The organism is Anaerococcus sp. mt242 (genome assembly GCF_016798225.1).
In the GTDB taxonomy this organism is placed as follows: Bacteria; Bacillota; Clostridia; order Tissierellales; family Peptoniphilaceae; genus Anaerococcus.
Window position 1 is genome coordinate 170615 of sequence record NZ_JAEUYX010000002.1, and the last position, 15742, is coordinate 186356.

12 protein-coding genes and 1 other RNA gene are annotated in these 15742 nt (G+C 30.0%); 1 reads left to right on the forward strand and 12 read right to left on the reverse strand.

From position 1 onward, the window contains the following. Position 1 precedes the first annotated feature (1 nt). The 10 genes from thyX to JNO63_RS02050 form a co-directional block, all read right to left on the reverse strand. Positions 2–760, reverse strand: a complete 759-nt coding sequence (gene thyX, locus JNO63_RS02005) for an FAD-dependent thymidylate synthase (protein ID WP_203126713.1) — start codon at positions 758–760, stop codon at positions 2–4. A 62-nt stretch (positions 761–822) separates the two neighbouring features. Then, entirely contained in the window at positions 823–2550 is a 1728-nt protein-coding gene (locus JNO63_RS02010; RefSeq protein ID WP_203126714.1) for a C40 family peptidase, read from the reverse strand. A 242-nt stretch (positions 2551–2792) separates the two neighbouring features. Beyond that, positions 2793–3129, reverse strand: an RNA gene (gene rnpB / locus JNO63_RS02015) — RNase P RNA component class A. A 42-nt stretch (positions 3130–3171) separates the two neighbouring features. Further along, positions 3172–3942, reverse strand: coding sequence for a Nif3-like dinuclear metal center hexameric protein (locus JNO63_RS02020; RefSeq protein WP_203126717.1), 771 nt, complete (start codon positions 3940–3942; stop codon positions 3172–3174). Next, positions 3924–4616, reverse strand: coding sequence for a tRNA (adenine(22)-N(1))-methyltransferase (locus JNO63_RS02025; RefSeq protein ID WP_203126719.1), 693 nt, complete (start codon positions 4614–4616; stop codon positions 3924–3926). Before JNO63_RS02025 ends, JNO63_RS02020 begins: the two co-directional genes overlap by 19 nt. Continuing rightward, positions 4616–6436 (reverse strand): RNA polymerase sigma factor RpoD, encoded by a 1821-nt coding sequence (gene rpoD, locus JNO63_RS02030; protein ID WP_203126721.1) that lies wholly within the window; start codon positions 6434–6436, stop codon positions 4616–4618. Before rpoD ends, JNO63_RS02025 begins: the two co-directional genes overlap by 1 nt. Continuing rightward, entirely contained in the window at positions 6429–8099 is a 1671-nt protein-coding gene (gene dnaG, locus JNO63_RS02035) for a DNA primase (protein ID WP_203126723.1), read from the reverse strand. The genes rpoD and dnaG overlap by 8 nt, the downstream gene beginning before the upstream one ends. A 111-nt stretch (positions 8100–8210) precedes the next feature. After that, positions 8211–10136, reverse strand: coding sequence for a PTS fructose transporter subunit IIABC (locus tag JNO63_RS02040; protein ID WP_203126725.1), 1926 nt, complete (start codon positions 10134–10136; stop codon positions 8211–8213). Continuing rightward, the gene (gene pfkB, locus JNO63_RS02045) at positions 10126–11031 is read right to left on the reverse strand and encodes a 1-phosphofructokinase (RefSeq protein ID WP_203126727.1); all 906 of its coding nucleotides are present in this window, start codon (positions 11029–11031) and stop codon (positions 10126–10128) included. The genes JNO63_RS02040 and pfkB overlap by 11 nt, the downstream gene beginning before the upstream one ends. Next, complete coding sequence (locus tag JNO63_RS02050; RefSeq protein ID WP_203126729.1) at positions 11031–11720, reverse strand: DeoR/GlpR family DNA-binding transcription regulator; 690 nt, start codon at positions 11718–11720, stop codon at positions 11031–11033. Before JNO63_RS02050 ends, pfkB begins: the two co-directional genes overlap by 1 nt. 222 nt (positions 11721–11942) lie before the next feature. Between JNO63_RS02050 and JNO63_RS02055 the strand changes: the two genes are divergently transcribed. Further along, complete coding sequence (locus JNO63_RS02055; protein WP_308669843.1) at positions 11943–12797, forward strand: AraC family transcriptional regulator; 855 nt, start codon at positions 11943–11945, stop codon at positions 12795–12797. A 70-nt stretch (positions 12798–12867) separates the two neighbouring features. On the opposite strand, the gene JNO63_RS02060 is transcribed toward JNO63_RS02055, so the two are convergent. Then, positions 12868–14214 carry a DUF438 domain-containing protein gene (locus tag JNO63_RS02060; RefSeq protein WP_203126731.1) on the reverse strand — a complete coding sequence of 449 codons (1347 nt, stop codon included), beginning with the start codon at positions 14212–14214 and terminating at the stop codon, positions 12868–12870. A gap of 106 nt (positions 14215–14320) precedes the next feature. After that, positions 14321–15613: a putative glycoside hydrolase gene (locus JNO63_RS02065; protein WP_203126733.1), complete on the reverse strand. Its 1293-nt coding sequence runs from the start codon at positions 15611–15613 to the stop codon at positions 14321–14323. Between the last annotated feature and the right edge of the window lie 129 nt (positions 15614–15742).

The window sequence follows — 15742 nt, forward strand, 5'->3', positions numbered from 1 at the left end:
TCTAGATATTTAAATATTTTTCTCTTACTTCATTAGCCATGCCACAGGACATTTTTCCCTCAGGACATGGTCCAGTTACGCAAGATGGCCCAGCATTTTTAAATAAAGAAGGATAAATATCTTTACAAATTTTAACTATCTCATAAGCTAAATTCCTAATCTCCCACTGAGCTCTATTACAACACCTTAAAGAGAAAAAATGTAATAAGGTCCTAGCATTCATTGTAAAAACTATTTTAGTTTCGCAAGCATTTGGAAATACATATCTTGCATCTTCAATCGATACTTTTTCAGCCTTACTTTTAGCTTCTTTTTCGGATAATCCATCTTTGATAAATTCATTATAATTTTTTTCAAATAAAATATCTGTAAGATCAATATAAGCTTTTTGGTCAGATTCCATAGCTTTAATAAAAATATCTTTAGCCTGTGGGTCTTCTTCTATAGCTGGTGGAATAATAAATTCAAAGCTATCAATTTTTACATAACGTTGAGATTGTTGTGAATATGAAGCTAGTCTGTGTCTAACTAATTGGTGGGTAAGAGTTCTAGAAACTCCTTCTACTGCAAAAGTAAAGCTAGCATGTTCTAAGGGTGATTCATGACCTAGGTTAACTAGCATATTTATATATTTTTGAGTTGACTCTTTATCTAATTTTTTATATATACCATCTATCCCAACTGGCGAATAGCAAAGTTTACCCGCGCTTGCTATTAGCTCTTCTGCATCGGGTGTGTAAGCTAATAATTTTACTTGCATTTAATTCTCCCCTTATTAATTATGACAATAAAAAAAGCCCATTAGGGCTCTAATTATTCTAACTAAAATATTCTTCTTGCACCAGCAAATACTTTTTGATAGTAGTTGCTATATACGTTATCATATTTTACACCTGATTTTGGTGTTGATGCGTGGATAAATGTACCATCAGAACTTGTTACAATTCCTACATGATCTATTCCACTACGATTTGAGAAGAATACTAAGTCTCCTGGTTGTAAATTATTAATGCCAACAGCATAACCATTGTTAAATTGAGCTTGAGATGAGTGTGGTAGGCTTACACCTAATTGATTATAAGCATAAACTACCAAACCTGAACAATCAAAACCTACTGAAGGATTAGCTGCTCCCCAAACATATGGACTACCAGCAAATTGACTAGCTATATTTGCAGCTTGTTGTCCATTTTGGTTTACAACTGGTGCTGGTTGATTAGCTTCTTCAACAACTTCTTCATCTACTACTTCTTCAACAACAGCTTTTTTATCATTTTGATTTTCATTTTGAGCTTGCGCTTCAACTACTTGTGCGCTTGCTTCTTTTACTTCTTCTTGAACTTGAGCTGGTTTAGAGTCTTCTTTTTTTACTTCTTCAGTTGTTAAATAGTATGCAGATACGAAGGCTGTTTTTCCATTATAAGTTGTTTTAACCCAACCATCAGCAATTTCACCATCTACTTTATTTCCACTTGCTAATGTTCCGATGATGTTACCAGTTTTAGCTGCATCTCTAACATTTACAGCTGGAGTATTGTATACCCAACCGCTAAAAGGTGTGCCATAAGCTACTGGTGTTTCTTCAACAACTTTTTCTTCTATTTTAGCTTCTTTTTCCTTTGCAGCTTGAACTTGTTTTTCTTCTTGGGCTTTGATCTCCTGAGCCTTTTTTTCTTCTTGGATTTTTTTAGCTTTAATAGAATCAACTAGAGTTTGAGGATATTCATTAGAAAGATATTTTAGATTTAGATATCCCTCATTTATTTTTAACCAATCTCCTTCAACTACTCCTTCCACTTTGTCCCCAGCTGCTAATGTTCTAATTGCATTAGTATTATCTTCCATTGATTTGCTTGATCTGATGTATAAAGCTTCTACATTTACAAATTTTGTGGCTTGTTCAACAGTAGATTCTTCAGTAGCTTGAGATTCTACTTCTGCATCATTGTTATCAAGATAATTTGTAACTTCGTTATCAGCTTCTACTTCTTCTAATTGATCAGAATTAGCTGCTTCTAAGTTTTCATCTAGTTTGGAATCATCATACATAATTACTTCTTCACTATTTGATTCTAAAGACTCATGAACTTCTTCAGATTCTTCTTCGATTTCTGGGAGTTCTGAATCATCATAAGCGGTTACTGTTTCTTCTTCTACTGGAGTTTCATTTGAAGTTTCTTCTATGTATTCTACTTCTTGATCCTCTTGATTTTCTTGTTCTGCTGGGTCAGATTCTTCTTTTATAACATTAATTACAGTTGTAGCAAGGATTTCTTTTGCGTTTTCCTCAATTTTTGCAACAGTTTCTTCTTGTTTTGAAGTATTTTTTGCTGTTCTTGTTTCGTTTGCTATAGCTGTATTTTTAAGATCATTTGTATAATCTGATTTTACTAAATTGTAATCATATGTGTTATCACTGTAATTAGGTGTAATCATTGTTTTAGTATTTTTATCAGATTCTAAATTGTTTATAGTTGAAGCGTATGCTGTAGCTCCTGCTGTTACGGCAGCAACTAATGATAAAGCTGCTCCAATTCTTTTTTTATTCATTGGTAAATAGATCCCCTTCTTTACTGTTTTTTAAATAGTCTTGAAATTAAATCTGAATTTATTTTATAATATCTTAACATTTGTGTCAAGAAAAAGTTACAAAAAAATTACACTTTTATAGAATTTTGTTATATATATTGGTCTTTATGAGAATATAAGCAAATATATATAAAATCTATTCGATAAAAGTGTAATAATTTTAAATATTAAAAAACAAAATAATTACATTTTGTAATAGTTATGTAAGGAGCAAATCTATAAGCCGTGTTCTGTATTAGACAATCATCTATCTAGACTTGCTGTTACCAACAAGTTCAAGCGAACTACCATTCTGGATCAAAGCCGAGCAAGCTTTGTTTATCATCCCTTTGTTCTTGCACCGGATGGGGTTTACATAGCCTATATGTCACCATATAGCTGGTGAGCTCTTACCTCGCCATTCCAACCTTACCAAAAATTTTGGCGGTATACTTTCTGTTGCACTTGCCTGAAGATCACTCCTACTTGACGTTATCAAGCATCCTGCTCTGTGGTGCACGGACTTTCCTCGTACTAAGCCGCGATTGTCTGATTTACTCCACACTTTATTTTACCTTTTATTAAATATTTGTAAAATTTATATTATATAAAAGTTCTAAATGTATCTTCTTTTGAGTAAGTATATATTTTAGAATCAGTCATTTTACTTATTAGATCTTGAAGTTTATAAATAATATGATTTTCGCTTGCAAAATGCCCCGGATCAATTATTAAAAGCCCCTTATCACTATAATCCATGGCTTCATGATACTTTACATCTGCAGTAACTATAGCATCTATATCCAGTTTTAGACAATCATCAAATAATTCAGCCCCAGCTCCTCCACATACAGCAAGTCTTTTTATTTTTTTGTTCATATCTCCATAGCAAATAACTGCTCTTGCATTTAGCTTTTCTTTTATATTCTTAGCAAGACTTTGAACATTTATCTCATCTATGTCCTCAAACCTCCCAAGTCCAGGGTCTTGTCCAATTTCTAATATCTCAGTATTTTTTAATCCTAATATATCTGCTAAGTTATCATTTAGACCATCATTAGCCTTGTCTAAATTTGTATGCATTGAATAAACGCTGATATCGTTTTTAATAACTTTTTCTAGTCTACTATAGAATTTATCAGTAAAATCAATGTATCTTATATCATTAAATATATATGGATGATGAGTAACTATAAGGTTGCAATTATTTTTAATAGCTTCATCTATACCTTCTTCTTCAAGGTCAAGACTAATCATAACATTTTTAAGTTCATTGCTAGGATCTCCTATTTGTAAGCCAGAGTTATCCCATTGTTCTTGCAAGTCTAAAGGGTATTTTTCTTCTAATTTCTTTATTAATTCTCTAATTTCCATCTATTTTTTACCTCATTTATTGCTTTAAGTCTTGCATTTAATTTATCAAGGCCGTCATTATTTGCTGATTTTTCTATAATATCATTTTTAAATTTAATATTTTTTTTATAATCTATTTTGATTTTATCTGCAAGTAAAATGCTTTTCTTATCTATATTTTCAAATCCATAATAAATATCAGCTAAAGATAAATCTTGGTGTTTTCCGTATGAGACTTTAAGTATGTCATAATATTTTCCATGCTCAAATGTTAAGAAGTCTCTTATTATTTCAAAGTTATTTATATTTAAATATTCTCTTAGCCTTTCTGTTGCAATATTGGATGCCAAAATCATATAATCTAAATTTTTAGCAAAATCTAAACTTTGATCTATAATTTCAATAATAGTATTGCCACCCATTCCTGCTATTATAGCCACTTGATTATCATTCTTTTCTACACCATTAAATCCATCTGTAACTTTGGTTTTTATAATTTTTCTTAACTCATCATCAAGCCTATCTTCAAGCTTTTTAAGAGAAGGAGCAGATATATCTGTTGCAAGTATATTAGTACTTATTCCGTTTTTTGCCAAATATAAAGGAACCAATCCATGATCGGTTCCTATATCTATAACATTTTTGCCACTATCAATTATATTAATTATTTCCATTAATCTTTTTTTATCATTCATTATAAAAAATCTTTCAACGTTTCACTTTTATTTGGTGATTTTAATTTTCTAAGAGCCTTTGCTTCGATTTGTCTAATTCTTTCACGTGTAACATCAAATTCCTTACCTACTTCTTCTAGGGTTCTTGGAGTACCATCTATTAGACCAAATCTTAATTGCAATACTCTTTTTTCTCGCGCTCCAAGACAAGATAGTACATCATTTAGTTGTTCACGAAGCATAGTATAGTTTGCTGCATCATCTGGATTTACTGCAGTTTCATCCTCTATAAAATCTCCCAAATGTGAATCTTCTTCCTCACCTATTGGGGTTTCTAAGGATACTGGTTCTTGAGCAATTTTTCTAATTTCTTGTACTTTTGTAACTTCTATACCCATTTGTTCTGCAATTTCTTCATTGCTTGGGTCTCGTCCTAGATCTTGAACTAGTTGTCTTTGAGTTCTAACAAGTTTATTAATTGTTTCTACCATGTGAACTGGTATACGTATGGTGCGTGCTTGATCTGCAATAGCACGAGTAATGGCTTGTCTAATCCACCATGTTGCATAAGTAGAAAATTTAAAACCACGATTGTAATCATACTTATCAACCGCTTTCATCAGACCCATATTTCCCTCTTGAATTAAATCAAGGAAGCTCATTCCACGACCAACATATTTTTTGGCAATAGAAACTACAAGTCTTAAGTTAGTTTCAGCTAATTTTTGCTTAGCTCGTTTTGATTTTAATATTGCTCTTCTAAGATTTAAATTATCCTCTTCACTTATACTTTCAGATCCTAAAATCATATGAGCCATATGACTATCTGCTAAATAAATTTCTAAGTCTTTTGAAAACTCTAAGCTAATTTTATTTCCTTCTTTTAACTTTAATGAACATTCTGCTGCTTGTCTAAAATTATCTATAGTCATTCTATCATTTGTTTTTAGATATTCATTATTTGCAGCTTTGGATAGTAAATCAGTAAAAAATTCATAGTTAAAAGTAACAACGTCTTCTTCTTCATTTAGATTTATCAAATGGTCGAAGGAATCAAAAAGGTCACATAATGAGTTAGCTTCACTAATTGATAATTCTTTTTCTTCTATAGATTGGCTTGCTATTTTACATATTAAAACTTTTGCCTTAAGTTCTTCGATTTTTTCTGTATCAGGGTTTTCTACCATTATTTCATCAAATAATTCTCCCATAGCTATAATCCCATTAAGATTATTTAATGAACTATCTGAAATTTTGCCTTGCTCTGTTAATTCTGCATTAGCTACTTTAATAACTTTGGCAAGATTTCCAAAGAAAATATCATTTGATAATTTCATTTTATTTTGCTTATTTAAATTGTGTCCTTCTAGTTTTTTTCTGGCGATTTCTCCCATTTCCATTTGACGAGCAAGACTTATCTCTTCTTTAGCTGTCAAAAGTGATACCTTACCAATTTCTTTAAGATACATCTTTACGGGGTCATCTAGTTTTATTCCAGAGATATTATCGACATCATCATCAACAATTTCTTCTTCTAGCTCTGCTTCGTCAATATCTTCTTCTTCTGAAATTTCATCATCTAAATTTTCTTCTAAGTCTTCATCATCTTCTAAATCTTCATCGGCATTTGACTCTGACTTTTCGACAATTTCTACTCCCCTGCTGATAATTTGTGATATGACATATTTTTTGCTATCTTCTTCTATTTCTCTAAATGCCTCAAATGTATAAATTTGTGTATAGGTGATCATCCCATCTTGGTTTTCACTTATAGATTGAAACTCTTCAATTATTTCATTTAAAACATCTTCATCAAGTAGTTTATCGCTATCGCTACTCATTCAAACTCCCCTTAGTTTCTTTTTTAAGAGATTTTAATTTATCACGTTTTTTAATTCTTTCAAAATGCTCAATTTTTTCAATTAATTCACTTGGATAAACTGGATAGGTATTATCTCTTATATAATTTAAAATATATATATAATCCTCATCATTTTGATTAAATTTATCAATGTCCTTATTTAATACAAACTCTTTCATATCTAAAATTTTTGAATCACTTAAGCTACTGTCAAAAATTTTTTTGTTTTTTAAATAATCTTCTTTTTGATTAAAAATCAATCTTAGTACTTCCAATTCATGGAAATTAAATTTTTGAGGATTGCTTTTTACAATAATATTTGAAATATTCTTATCATTAAAATATTTCTTCGTGTTTTCTTTTTTTGTAATATTAGTATTATACTTGTCGACTGCTTGATTTAAAGTACTTTTATCTATCTTAAAAAGAGTTGAAACATTATTTGTAAATATTTCTCTTGTAAGATCTGAATCAATACTCGCTAGAAAATCGACAAATAAATCAAGCTTCTCATACTTTTCGTTTGGACTAGCTTTGGAATATAAGTCTAATATTTTATTGTATTTATAATTATAAACATCTAAAGCATCAGATTTTTTAGCTAAAAATGCATCTTTTCCATATTCTTTAATAAAGTCATCGGGATCTAGACCATCTTCTAATTTAATTATTTTTGGTTTTATATCAGCTTCCAAGAAAATTTCTATGGCTTTATCAGTAGCATTTATTCCTGCACTATCACTGTCATAACAAATATATACATTTTCTGCGTATCTTTTTATAAGTTTTGCCTGATCAGCTGTTAAGGCAGTACCTAAGCTAGCAACTGCATAGTCCACTCCATGATGATTAAGTGCTATGACATCCATATATCCTTCTACCAAAATAATGTCTGTACCTTTTTGTTTTTTATAGATATTTAGTCCGTAAAGGTTGTATCTTTTTTTAAAAATATCAGATTCTGGAGAATTAAGATATTTTGGCATTTCTTCTCCAATAGCCCTACCTCCAAATCCAATTACATTTCCATAATGATTTATGATAGGAAATATAATTCTGTTTCTATATTTATCGTAGTAGTTTCCCTTGCTAGATTTTTTTATAAGACCTATATTTTCTAAATCTTCTTTATTGTATCCCCTAAACTCTATGTAATCACATAGATCATTCCATGAATTTTTAGCAAATCCCAGCATAAATCTATTTACAATTCTGCCGCTAAGTCCCCTATTTTTTAGATAATTTATTGCTTGCTTACTAGTTAATAGATTTTTATAAAAAAACATCATTATGTCTTTATTAATTTCATAAAGTTCCTTGTTTTTTGGATTTGCAATATAATTATCTGTATACTCCATTCTTATACCAGCTTTATTCGCTAAATATTCTAAGCTTTCAGGATAAGATAGACCTTCTTTTTGCATAATAAAAGAAACAACATCTCCACCTACTCCACATCCGAAGCAGTGAAATAATTGTTTCTTTTCATCTACTGTAAAAGAAGGTGTTTTTTCGTTATGAAAAGGACATAAACCTTTATATGAGGAGCCGGCTCTTTTTAAGTCTACATATTCTCCGATAATATCAACTATATTTGAGCTAGCTCTAATTTCATCAATTTTTTGTTCTGAAATCATAGCCAAATAATCACCTCTATTACTAGAACTATACTTATAATAATAACCTAATCAATTTAAAGTTATAAACAAAAAAAGATTTTACAATTTGCCTTTGTAAAATCTCTTTTAATATAATTATACTAATTTTTCTTCTGGTCTTTTCTTTAGTTTTCCTAGTATTAGAGCACTAACTATTGATCCAACTGCGACTGCTAGTAGGAAAAATAAGGCTTGGTTCAAGCTACCCATAGCTGGCAGTACAAATACCCCACCATGTGGAGCAGGTGATTGCACATTAAATGCTCCGACTAAAGCACCTGCTATAGCTGATCCTATCGCTACAGATGGGATAACACTTTGTGGTTCACTAGCTGCAAAAGGAATTGCTCCTTCTGTTATAAAACTTAGTCCTAGGATAAAATTAGTAATCTTAGTCTCTTTTTCTTTTTCTGTAAACTTATTTTTAAATAATGAACATGCTAGTGCTATGGCAATTGGTGGTACCATACCCCCAACCATTACTGCAGCCATATATGAACCAATGCCTGTATCAGTAAATACTCCGATAGCAAATGCATAAGCTGCTTTATTGATTGGACCTCCCATATCTATTGCCATCATAGCACCTAATAACGCCCCTAATAAAACTCTATTTGATCCACTCATATTTAATAGCCAATTATTTATAGCTGTATTTATACCTGTAAATATAGGATCAATTATAAAGTACATTACAATTCCAGTAAGTAGTAAACCTAAAACTGGGTATATCAACATAGGTCTAAGACCTTCAACTGATTTTGGTAAATTTCTAGTGATTTTTTTGATAAAGTTGATTATATATCCAGCTACAAAACCACCAATCAATCCACCTATAAATCCAGCACCTCGGCTTGCCATAAGTCCTGCTACCATACCAGGCATTAATGCTGGTCTATCTCCAATTGACATTGCTATATATCCAGCAAGGATTGGAATTAGGAAGCTCATAGCATCAGAACCTAGACCATTTAAGAATGTAAATAACGAAGAACTATCTCCCATAAATCTTTCAAATAAGAATGAAATAGCTAGTAAGATACCCCCACCAATTACAAAAGGTAGCATATGGCTAATACCATTCATTACATCTCCGTATACCCTTTGCCATAGATTTTGAGAGTCATCTGCGCTTTTTTCATAGCTTTCATTTGCTTTATTCTCACTATGGAAGATATTAGCATTTCCTTTTATAGCACGGTCTATAAGCTCATCTGCTTTTCTGATACCATCAGAAACAGGTCTTTGTATAACTTTTTTTCCATCAAATCTAGCTGTTTCTACTTTCTTATCAGCTGTAATGATTACTGCTTTTGCTCTTTTTATGTCTTCTTCAGTTAATCTATTTTTTATACCATCTGATCCATTTGTTTCAACTTTTATATCAACTCCAGCTTTTCTAGCAGCTTCTTCTAGTCCTTCTTGAGCCATATAAGTGTGGGCAATCCCATTTGGACAAGCTGTAACAGCCACTATAAAATCCTTAGATATATTTTCACCTGCAGAATCATTATTGCTAGGAGTATTTGAAGTATAAGTATTTTCCACAACTTTTTCTTCTTTTTTATTCTCAGAATATTTATCAATCACCCCATATACTTCATCCGGAGTATTGGCATTTTTTAAATCATCAACAAATCCTGCTTTCATTATCATTTTTGACAATTCTGCAAGAGTTTCCACATGGAGATTATTTTCTCCATCTGGAGCTGCTATTGCGAAAAATACAAATGTATCTTCACCGTCTAGTGCTTCATAATCTAGGCCATCTTTTTTTCTAGCAAAAAGTACTGCTGGTTCTTTTACTGTTTTATTTTTAGAGTGAGGAATAGCTACCCCATCACCCAAAGCAGTTGAACCTTGCTCTTCCCTAGCTTTTAATCCTTCAGAAAATTCTTCTTTTGAATTAACAAACCCATGATCATAAAATTTTGTTGCTATTTCTTCTATTGCATCCTTTTTGTTATTTGCATTTAAGTCAAGAATCATCAATTCTTTTTTAAGTAAATCTTTAATTTCCATAATTTTTTACCTCAACTTTTTCTAAAATTTCATATATTAACTCTTTGTTTGCAATATCTTCACTAAAAGCTGTAGCTGTTCCACATGCCACTGCTAACTTATATGCCTCTGTTTTTGAAGGGCCATTTTTAATACCATATACAAATCCAGCAACCATACTATCCCCAGCACCTACAGAATTAATTAATTTACCTTCAATAGGATTTGCCTTTAGTATTATTTCATTGCTTACAAAAATAGATCCATCTTTTCCTAAAGAGATAATAACATTTCTTGCACCTAGTTCTTGTAATTTTTTTGCATATTCTAATATATTAGCATCATCAATATTTGTTTGAAATATTTCTTCTAACTCATCGATATTCGGTTTTACTAATAAAGGTTTATAAGATAAATAATTTAGGAGTTCTTTTCCAGCAATATCGATTGTGAACTCTAATTTTTTTGTATCTAAAACTTCTTTATAGAAATCTTTTCCCAATGATTTAGGTATTGATCCTGATATTATTAAAGTATCATCTTCATTTAATTTAGATATCTTTTCTAAAAAATTATCAACTTCATTTTTATTAATTACTGGTCCACCAGCATTTATCTCTGTTTCTACGTCGTATTTAAGTTTTACATTTATGCGGGATTGACCATCGATTTTTGTAAATTCTTCTTTTATATTTAGATCATTAAGTGACTGAATTATAAAATCTCCAGTAAATCCGCCCACAAAACCTAAATTAACAGGGTCTTCACCTAAATTTTTTAAAAGTTTAGCAACCATTATTCCTTTACCACCAGGGAATTTATTATCCTCAAAAGATCTGTTAGTGGCTCCATCTTTGTATTCATCAAGTTTCATAATGTAATCAATAGATGGATTTAATGTTAATGTATAGATCATTAATCCTCCTTTATAAGTTCAGCTTGAGTAACTGAGCAGATGTTTGCAAAATATTTTTTCCCTATTTTTGACGAGTCAGCTAAGATATAAGATTTACTTGCGTTATTAATAGCTGCTTTTTTAATTAAAGCTTCATTTATATCAGCTGTAGTGTAATTCTTATCATCCACACCATTAGCACCTATAAAGGCAATGTCAAAATTTAAGTTATTTATTTCACTTATAGTTTCTTCACCATAGCTAATAAAAGTAGAGGCTTTCATTTTTCCACCTAATATAATAGTAGGAATAGAAAAGCTACTAAGTTTTTCTAGATGCATCAATCCATTTGTCACAACTGTAACGTTTTTTTTATCTGCTAGATAGTCTATTAAACTATGAGTAGTTGTTCCTGCATCCAAAAATATATACGATCCTTCTTCAATTAATAAACTAGCTTTTTTCCCAATACATTTTTTAGCATCAAGATTAGTAGTTTCATTGAATTTAAAATTCGTTTCATCTAATAGCTTATTTAATGTAGCACCCCCATGAACTCTTCGAATTTCTCCCTTATCCTGTAGATAATCAAGGTCACGTCTGAGAGTAGATTCACTAACATCTAACTTTTTTAAAATAGTAGAATTTGAAACAGTTCCTTCTTTTTTTAGAATATCTCTAATAAGATTTAATCTCTCTTCAAGTATCATAAAATTAATATACTTCAGAAACACTCATATTCAATCAAAATCAGTCACAAACAAAATAAAAAGTGAATTTTTAAAAAAATTTTGAAAGTTATCAATATGTATAATTTAATTAATAAAAAATTGCAAATAATTAATTTCCTTAAAATTACTTTAAAAATTTATTTTATTATATTATAATGGTTATATAAAGTAATAAAGGATGAAATAAAAGGAAAAAAGGATATGATGGAAAATACTAACTTTAGAGACATAGAGCATGAAAATGACATTTCTAATGTTGATATCAAAGTATTAGATGCTCAAAGAAACAATTATACTAGAAATTATTCTTCAAGAATTCAATTTCACCCTTTTACTTATTTTTATTTCGTTAATAAAGGTTTTGGTAAACTTTCAATTGAAAATGAAACAATAAGTATCCACCAAAAAGATATAATAGTTATAAATTCAAATATTGGCCATACTATTTATATAGATGGTTCTTGTGGTGAGTGTGAAATTCTTGGATTTGGTGTAGAGTCACTTTCTTTTTCAAAAGTGAACAGAATGAAAAGTAATATTGAGCCAATAAATTTCTTTTCTGCAAATATTGAAGAAGATAAAATTGATGCATCTTATTTTGATGAAATCTATGATGAATTTCATAGTGATCAAATTTTCTCAAAAGCAATGGCCAATTCTAAGGCGGCAATATTTATCGTAGAACTTCTAAGAAAATTTGAAAATCAAATTACTGTAAAGCATGATAGAAAAGTTAACAGACAAGTTGATTATATTAAAAATTACATTGATAGTAATTATGCTGAGGATATTAAGCTTGAACAACTTTCGGCTATGGCTTATATGAATAAATTTCACTTAATTTCAGAATTTAAACAATCATATAGAGTTACACCAATAGAATATCTGATACTTAAAAGAATTGAAATTTCTAAGAACCTACTTATATCTACAAACCACTCCATGGAAGAAATATCTTCAATAGTTGGATTCAATTCTCAATCTTATTTTAATCAAGTTTTTAAGAAAAAAGTTGGTCAAACACCTTCTCAATTTAGAAAAAAACATAGATTATAAACTAATATAAAAAATAAACTCGTGTCATTTTAAATAAATATTTTGTATAATGACACGAGTTTTAATTATATTATAGCTTATTCCATTTTTTCAAATAATCTTTATAAAAATCCATATTCTGAACAGTTTCTAGTATCCCCTTATAATTACCATTCTTATCCCAAACTCCATAGTAAGTTACTGTATAATCGCTTCCTGCAATATTTCTTATAACAACTACTTTATCACGAGCTCCAGATTTTAAATCTCCAATAATCTTTCTTACCTTTCGTTCAGCTTGTGGTGGATGGCAAGAATAAACTTCTCTTCCTAAAGATGATTTTGGTCTTTTAAAAACTTTATATCCATTATGGTTATTGTAATATGAATTAATATCTTTTTCATCAACAAATGTTATTTCAATATTCATAGTATCTAGCATTGCTTCAAGTTGATCAACTCTTAAGCGACCTTTTGAGAAATATATATAATTATCTGTATCATCATCTGATTTTTTCAAAGATTCATTAAAGTTATCAGAAACTTGGATATTTATATCTGGATCATATTCTGCTAAGTCATTATATATATTTTTATAATCTTCATCAGATAACTTTTCTTCCAATAATGGAAATAAAATATTTTCCTCTTTATAAGTCATTTCTTCTGCTCTTGCAATAGTATCTTCTAACAAGTCTTTATCATTATTTTTAAAAGCTTTCTTGAAATTTCGTAATATTTCATAATCTACTGACCACATCACCTCTGATGGACCAGGTTTATTATATTTTGTTTTTAATAGCGGATAAATCAAATCACCTTTTTTTCTATAATGACTGCCTAATCTTTTTTGTAATTCTTTATTTTCTTTTAAAATTTCATCTGATGTTGAGGACTTTTCTTCTAATAAAGCATTTTTTATCAAGTTGTTTTCATTACTAAAATAGCTTAAAACTTTATTATTATAGGTTTTTGTTGTATTTTCATTTTCTGTCATTCCATGGAAAAGTACTGAGTGGACATCACAAAGTTTTCTTACTTCATTTTTGTCCATACCATCATTGAGTAAGGCTTCTTCTGCATCCATAATTTCTGAAGACGAAACTTCATCAAAATTTTCCTTAAATTCTTTTCTGACAATTTCAATATCTTCTCCATCTGATAACCTTTTTATATAGGACTTAATTAAATTTTGTCTTTCAATCACTTCACTATCCAAGGATGAATCTATAATTTCATAACCCAAGTTTTCCAGTTTTGTATTTATGCTATCTATTCCAAGTAATTTCGCACCACGTTTTATCGACATTTTATTTGCCATATTTTTTATCATTAACGGATTATCTAAACCGATAAACCCGATATTTATCAAATCATTTTTTAAATCTTCGTTTGATTGTATTAGCTTTGCAATATTTTCATTAATATCAATTTTCATATTTTCCCTCCACCATTATATTAATATATAAGGAGTATCATTATCAGTAACATTTGTTACAAAATTATAAAAAATAAAACTGTAGTAAAATTTACTACAGTTTTTGTTAATAATCTACCCCTGATGAGTATTCACTATTTGCATTCCAAATTAAATATTCATTAAGGCCTTGATCATAAATTGCATCTATTTGAGCTTGTACAGCTTCTCCATCATATTCCATCCAATTTCCTTCACCAATCCATGATGCTGTAAAATCTTGGATCCAAGGTCGTGATACTGGTGGATGATCAAGTTGACTTAAAACTTCTTTTTCTTCATCTAAATATCTCTTTACTAATTCGTAAGGTTCTAGGTCTGGTTTTTCTATATCAAATGACCAACTTCCCCAGTGTGATGGATATATCATTGAAGAAATAACATCTGTTTGATTTGACATTTCATCAAAGTCTTGTCCTATACCCTCTGCTCTTCTTACTTGAAGTGCATAACCAAAAACATCTATTGACATTGGTACATTGTATGCTTGAAGTTCTTCACGTGCTCTTTTAACAAATCCAGTTATAGCTGCGACTCTTTTTTCACCTTCATCCAATTCGGTATTATCTTCATACTCACCTCTTGAGTAATCTAAAGTATCACCGAAAGTTTCAAAACCTTCAGCAAATCTAACATAGTCAAATTGGATTTCATCAAATCCTGCTTGAGCTGCTAGCTTGGCAATATTTATATCATAGTCTTGAACTTCTTTTAAAAATGGATTCATAAATGCTTCTTCGTGTGCATTTTTCCATAAAGTTCCATCATCTAGAGTAAAACCCCACTCAGGATTTTTTTCAGTTATAATGCTATCTTTAAATGTGGTAATCCTACCTATAACATATATTCCTTTGCTATGAAAGTCTTCTATTAACGCTTTTGGGTCTACTATATCTATTTTTGAATACTTGATATTTTCATCATCAGTATCAAAATTCATAGTTACATTGCCCCAGTCATCTTTAATATCTATTACTACGGCATTTAAATCAGTGCTTTCTAGTAAATCCATAATTTTATTATAAGTTTCTGGAGTATTTACACTATAAGTATTGAAGTATAAGCCTTTCACTCCATCTTTTGGATAAAATTTTGTTTTTTTCTCATCTAATGATAATAGTCTCGATGTATCATAATCCATATTGTAGTCATCTGGTGTAACTCCAACTTCATATGGCTTACCGATTGGTTTATCAATTGCATCATTTATTAATCCATTATCTTTTAGAATTTCATCAGCAGCTTGATCTATTGTTTTATCATCTACCTCGGGAACTTCTTTTTGATTAGTATTTGTGCAGGAAGTTAGAACTAACATTAATGATAAAAAAAGATAAGATAATTTTCTTTTTATGTTCATACACTCTCCTAAAAAATAAAAAGGGCGAGCAAGCATGCCCGCTCCTTTATAAATTTATAATAAACTATTTAGTTATTTTTGTTACAACTCCTGAAGCTACTGTTCTACCACCTTCACGAACTGCAAATC

Bases quoted from the DNA above. Each gene is read 5' to 3' on its own strand.
- JNO63_RS02065 (WP_203126733.1), bottom strand. From the start codon at position 15,613: ATGAACATAAAAAGAAAATTATCTTATCTTTTTTTATCATTAATGTTA.
- thyX (WP_203126713.1), bottom strand. From the start codon at position 760: ATGCAAGTAAAATTATTAGCTTACACACCCGATGCAGAAGAGCTAATA.
- JNO63_RS02020 (WP_203126717.1), bottom strand. From the start codon at position 3,942: ATGGAAATTAGAGAATTAATAAAGAAATTAGAAGAAAAATACCCTTTA.
- pfkB (WP_203126727.1), bottom strand. From the start codon at position 11,031: ATGATCTATACATTAACATTAAATCCATCTATTGATTACATTATGAAA.
- JNO63_RS02050 (WP_203126729.1), bottom strand. From the start codon at position 11,720: ATGATACTTGAAGAGAGATTAAATCTTATTAGAGATATTCTAAAAAAA.
- JNO63_RS02025 (WP_203126719.1), bottom strand. From the start codon at position 4,616: ATGAATGATAAAAAAAGATTAATGGAAATAATTAATATAATTGATAGT.
- JNO63_RS02040 (WP_203126725.1), bottom strand. From the start codon at position 10,136: ATGGAAATTAAAGATTTACTTAAAAAAGAATTGATGATTCTTGACTTA.
- JNO63_RS02010 (WP_203126714.1), bottom strand. From the start codon at position 2,550: ATGAATAAAAAAAGAATTGGAGCAGCTTTATCATTAGTTGCTGCCGTA.
- JNO63_RS02055 (WP_308669843.1), top strand. From the start codon at position 11,943: ATGATGGAAAATACTAACTTTAGAGACATAGAGCATGAAAATGACATT.
- JNO63_RS02060 (WP_203126731.1), bottom strand. From the start codon at position 14,214: ATGAAAATTGATATTAATGAAAATATTGCAAAGCTAATACAATCAAAC.
- rpoD (WP_203126721.1), bottom strand. From the start codon at position 6,436: ATGAGTAGCGATAGCGATAAACTACTTGATGAAGATGTTTTAAATGAA.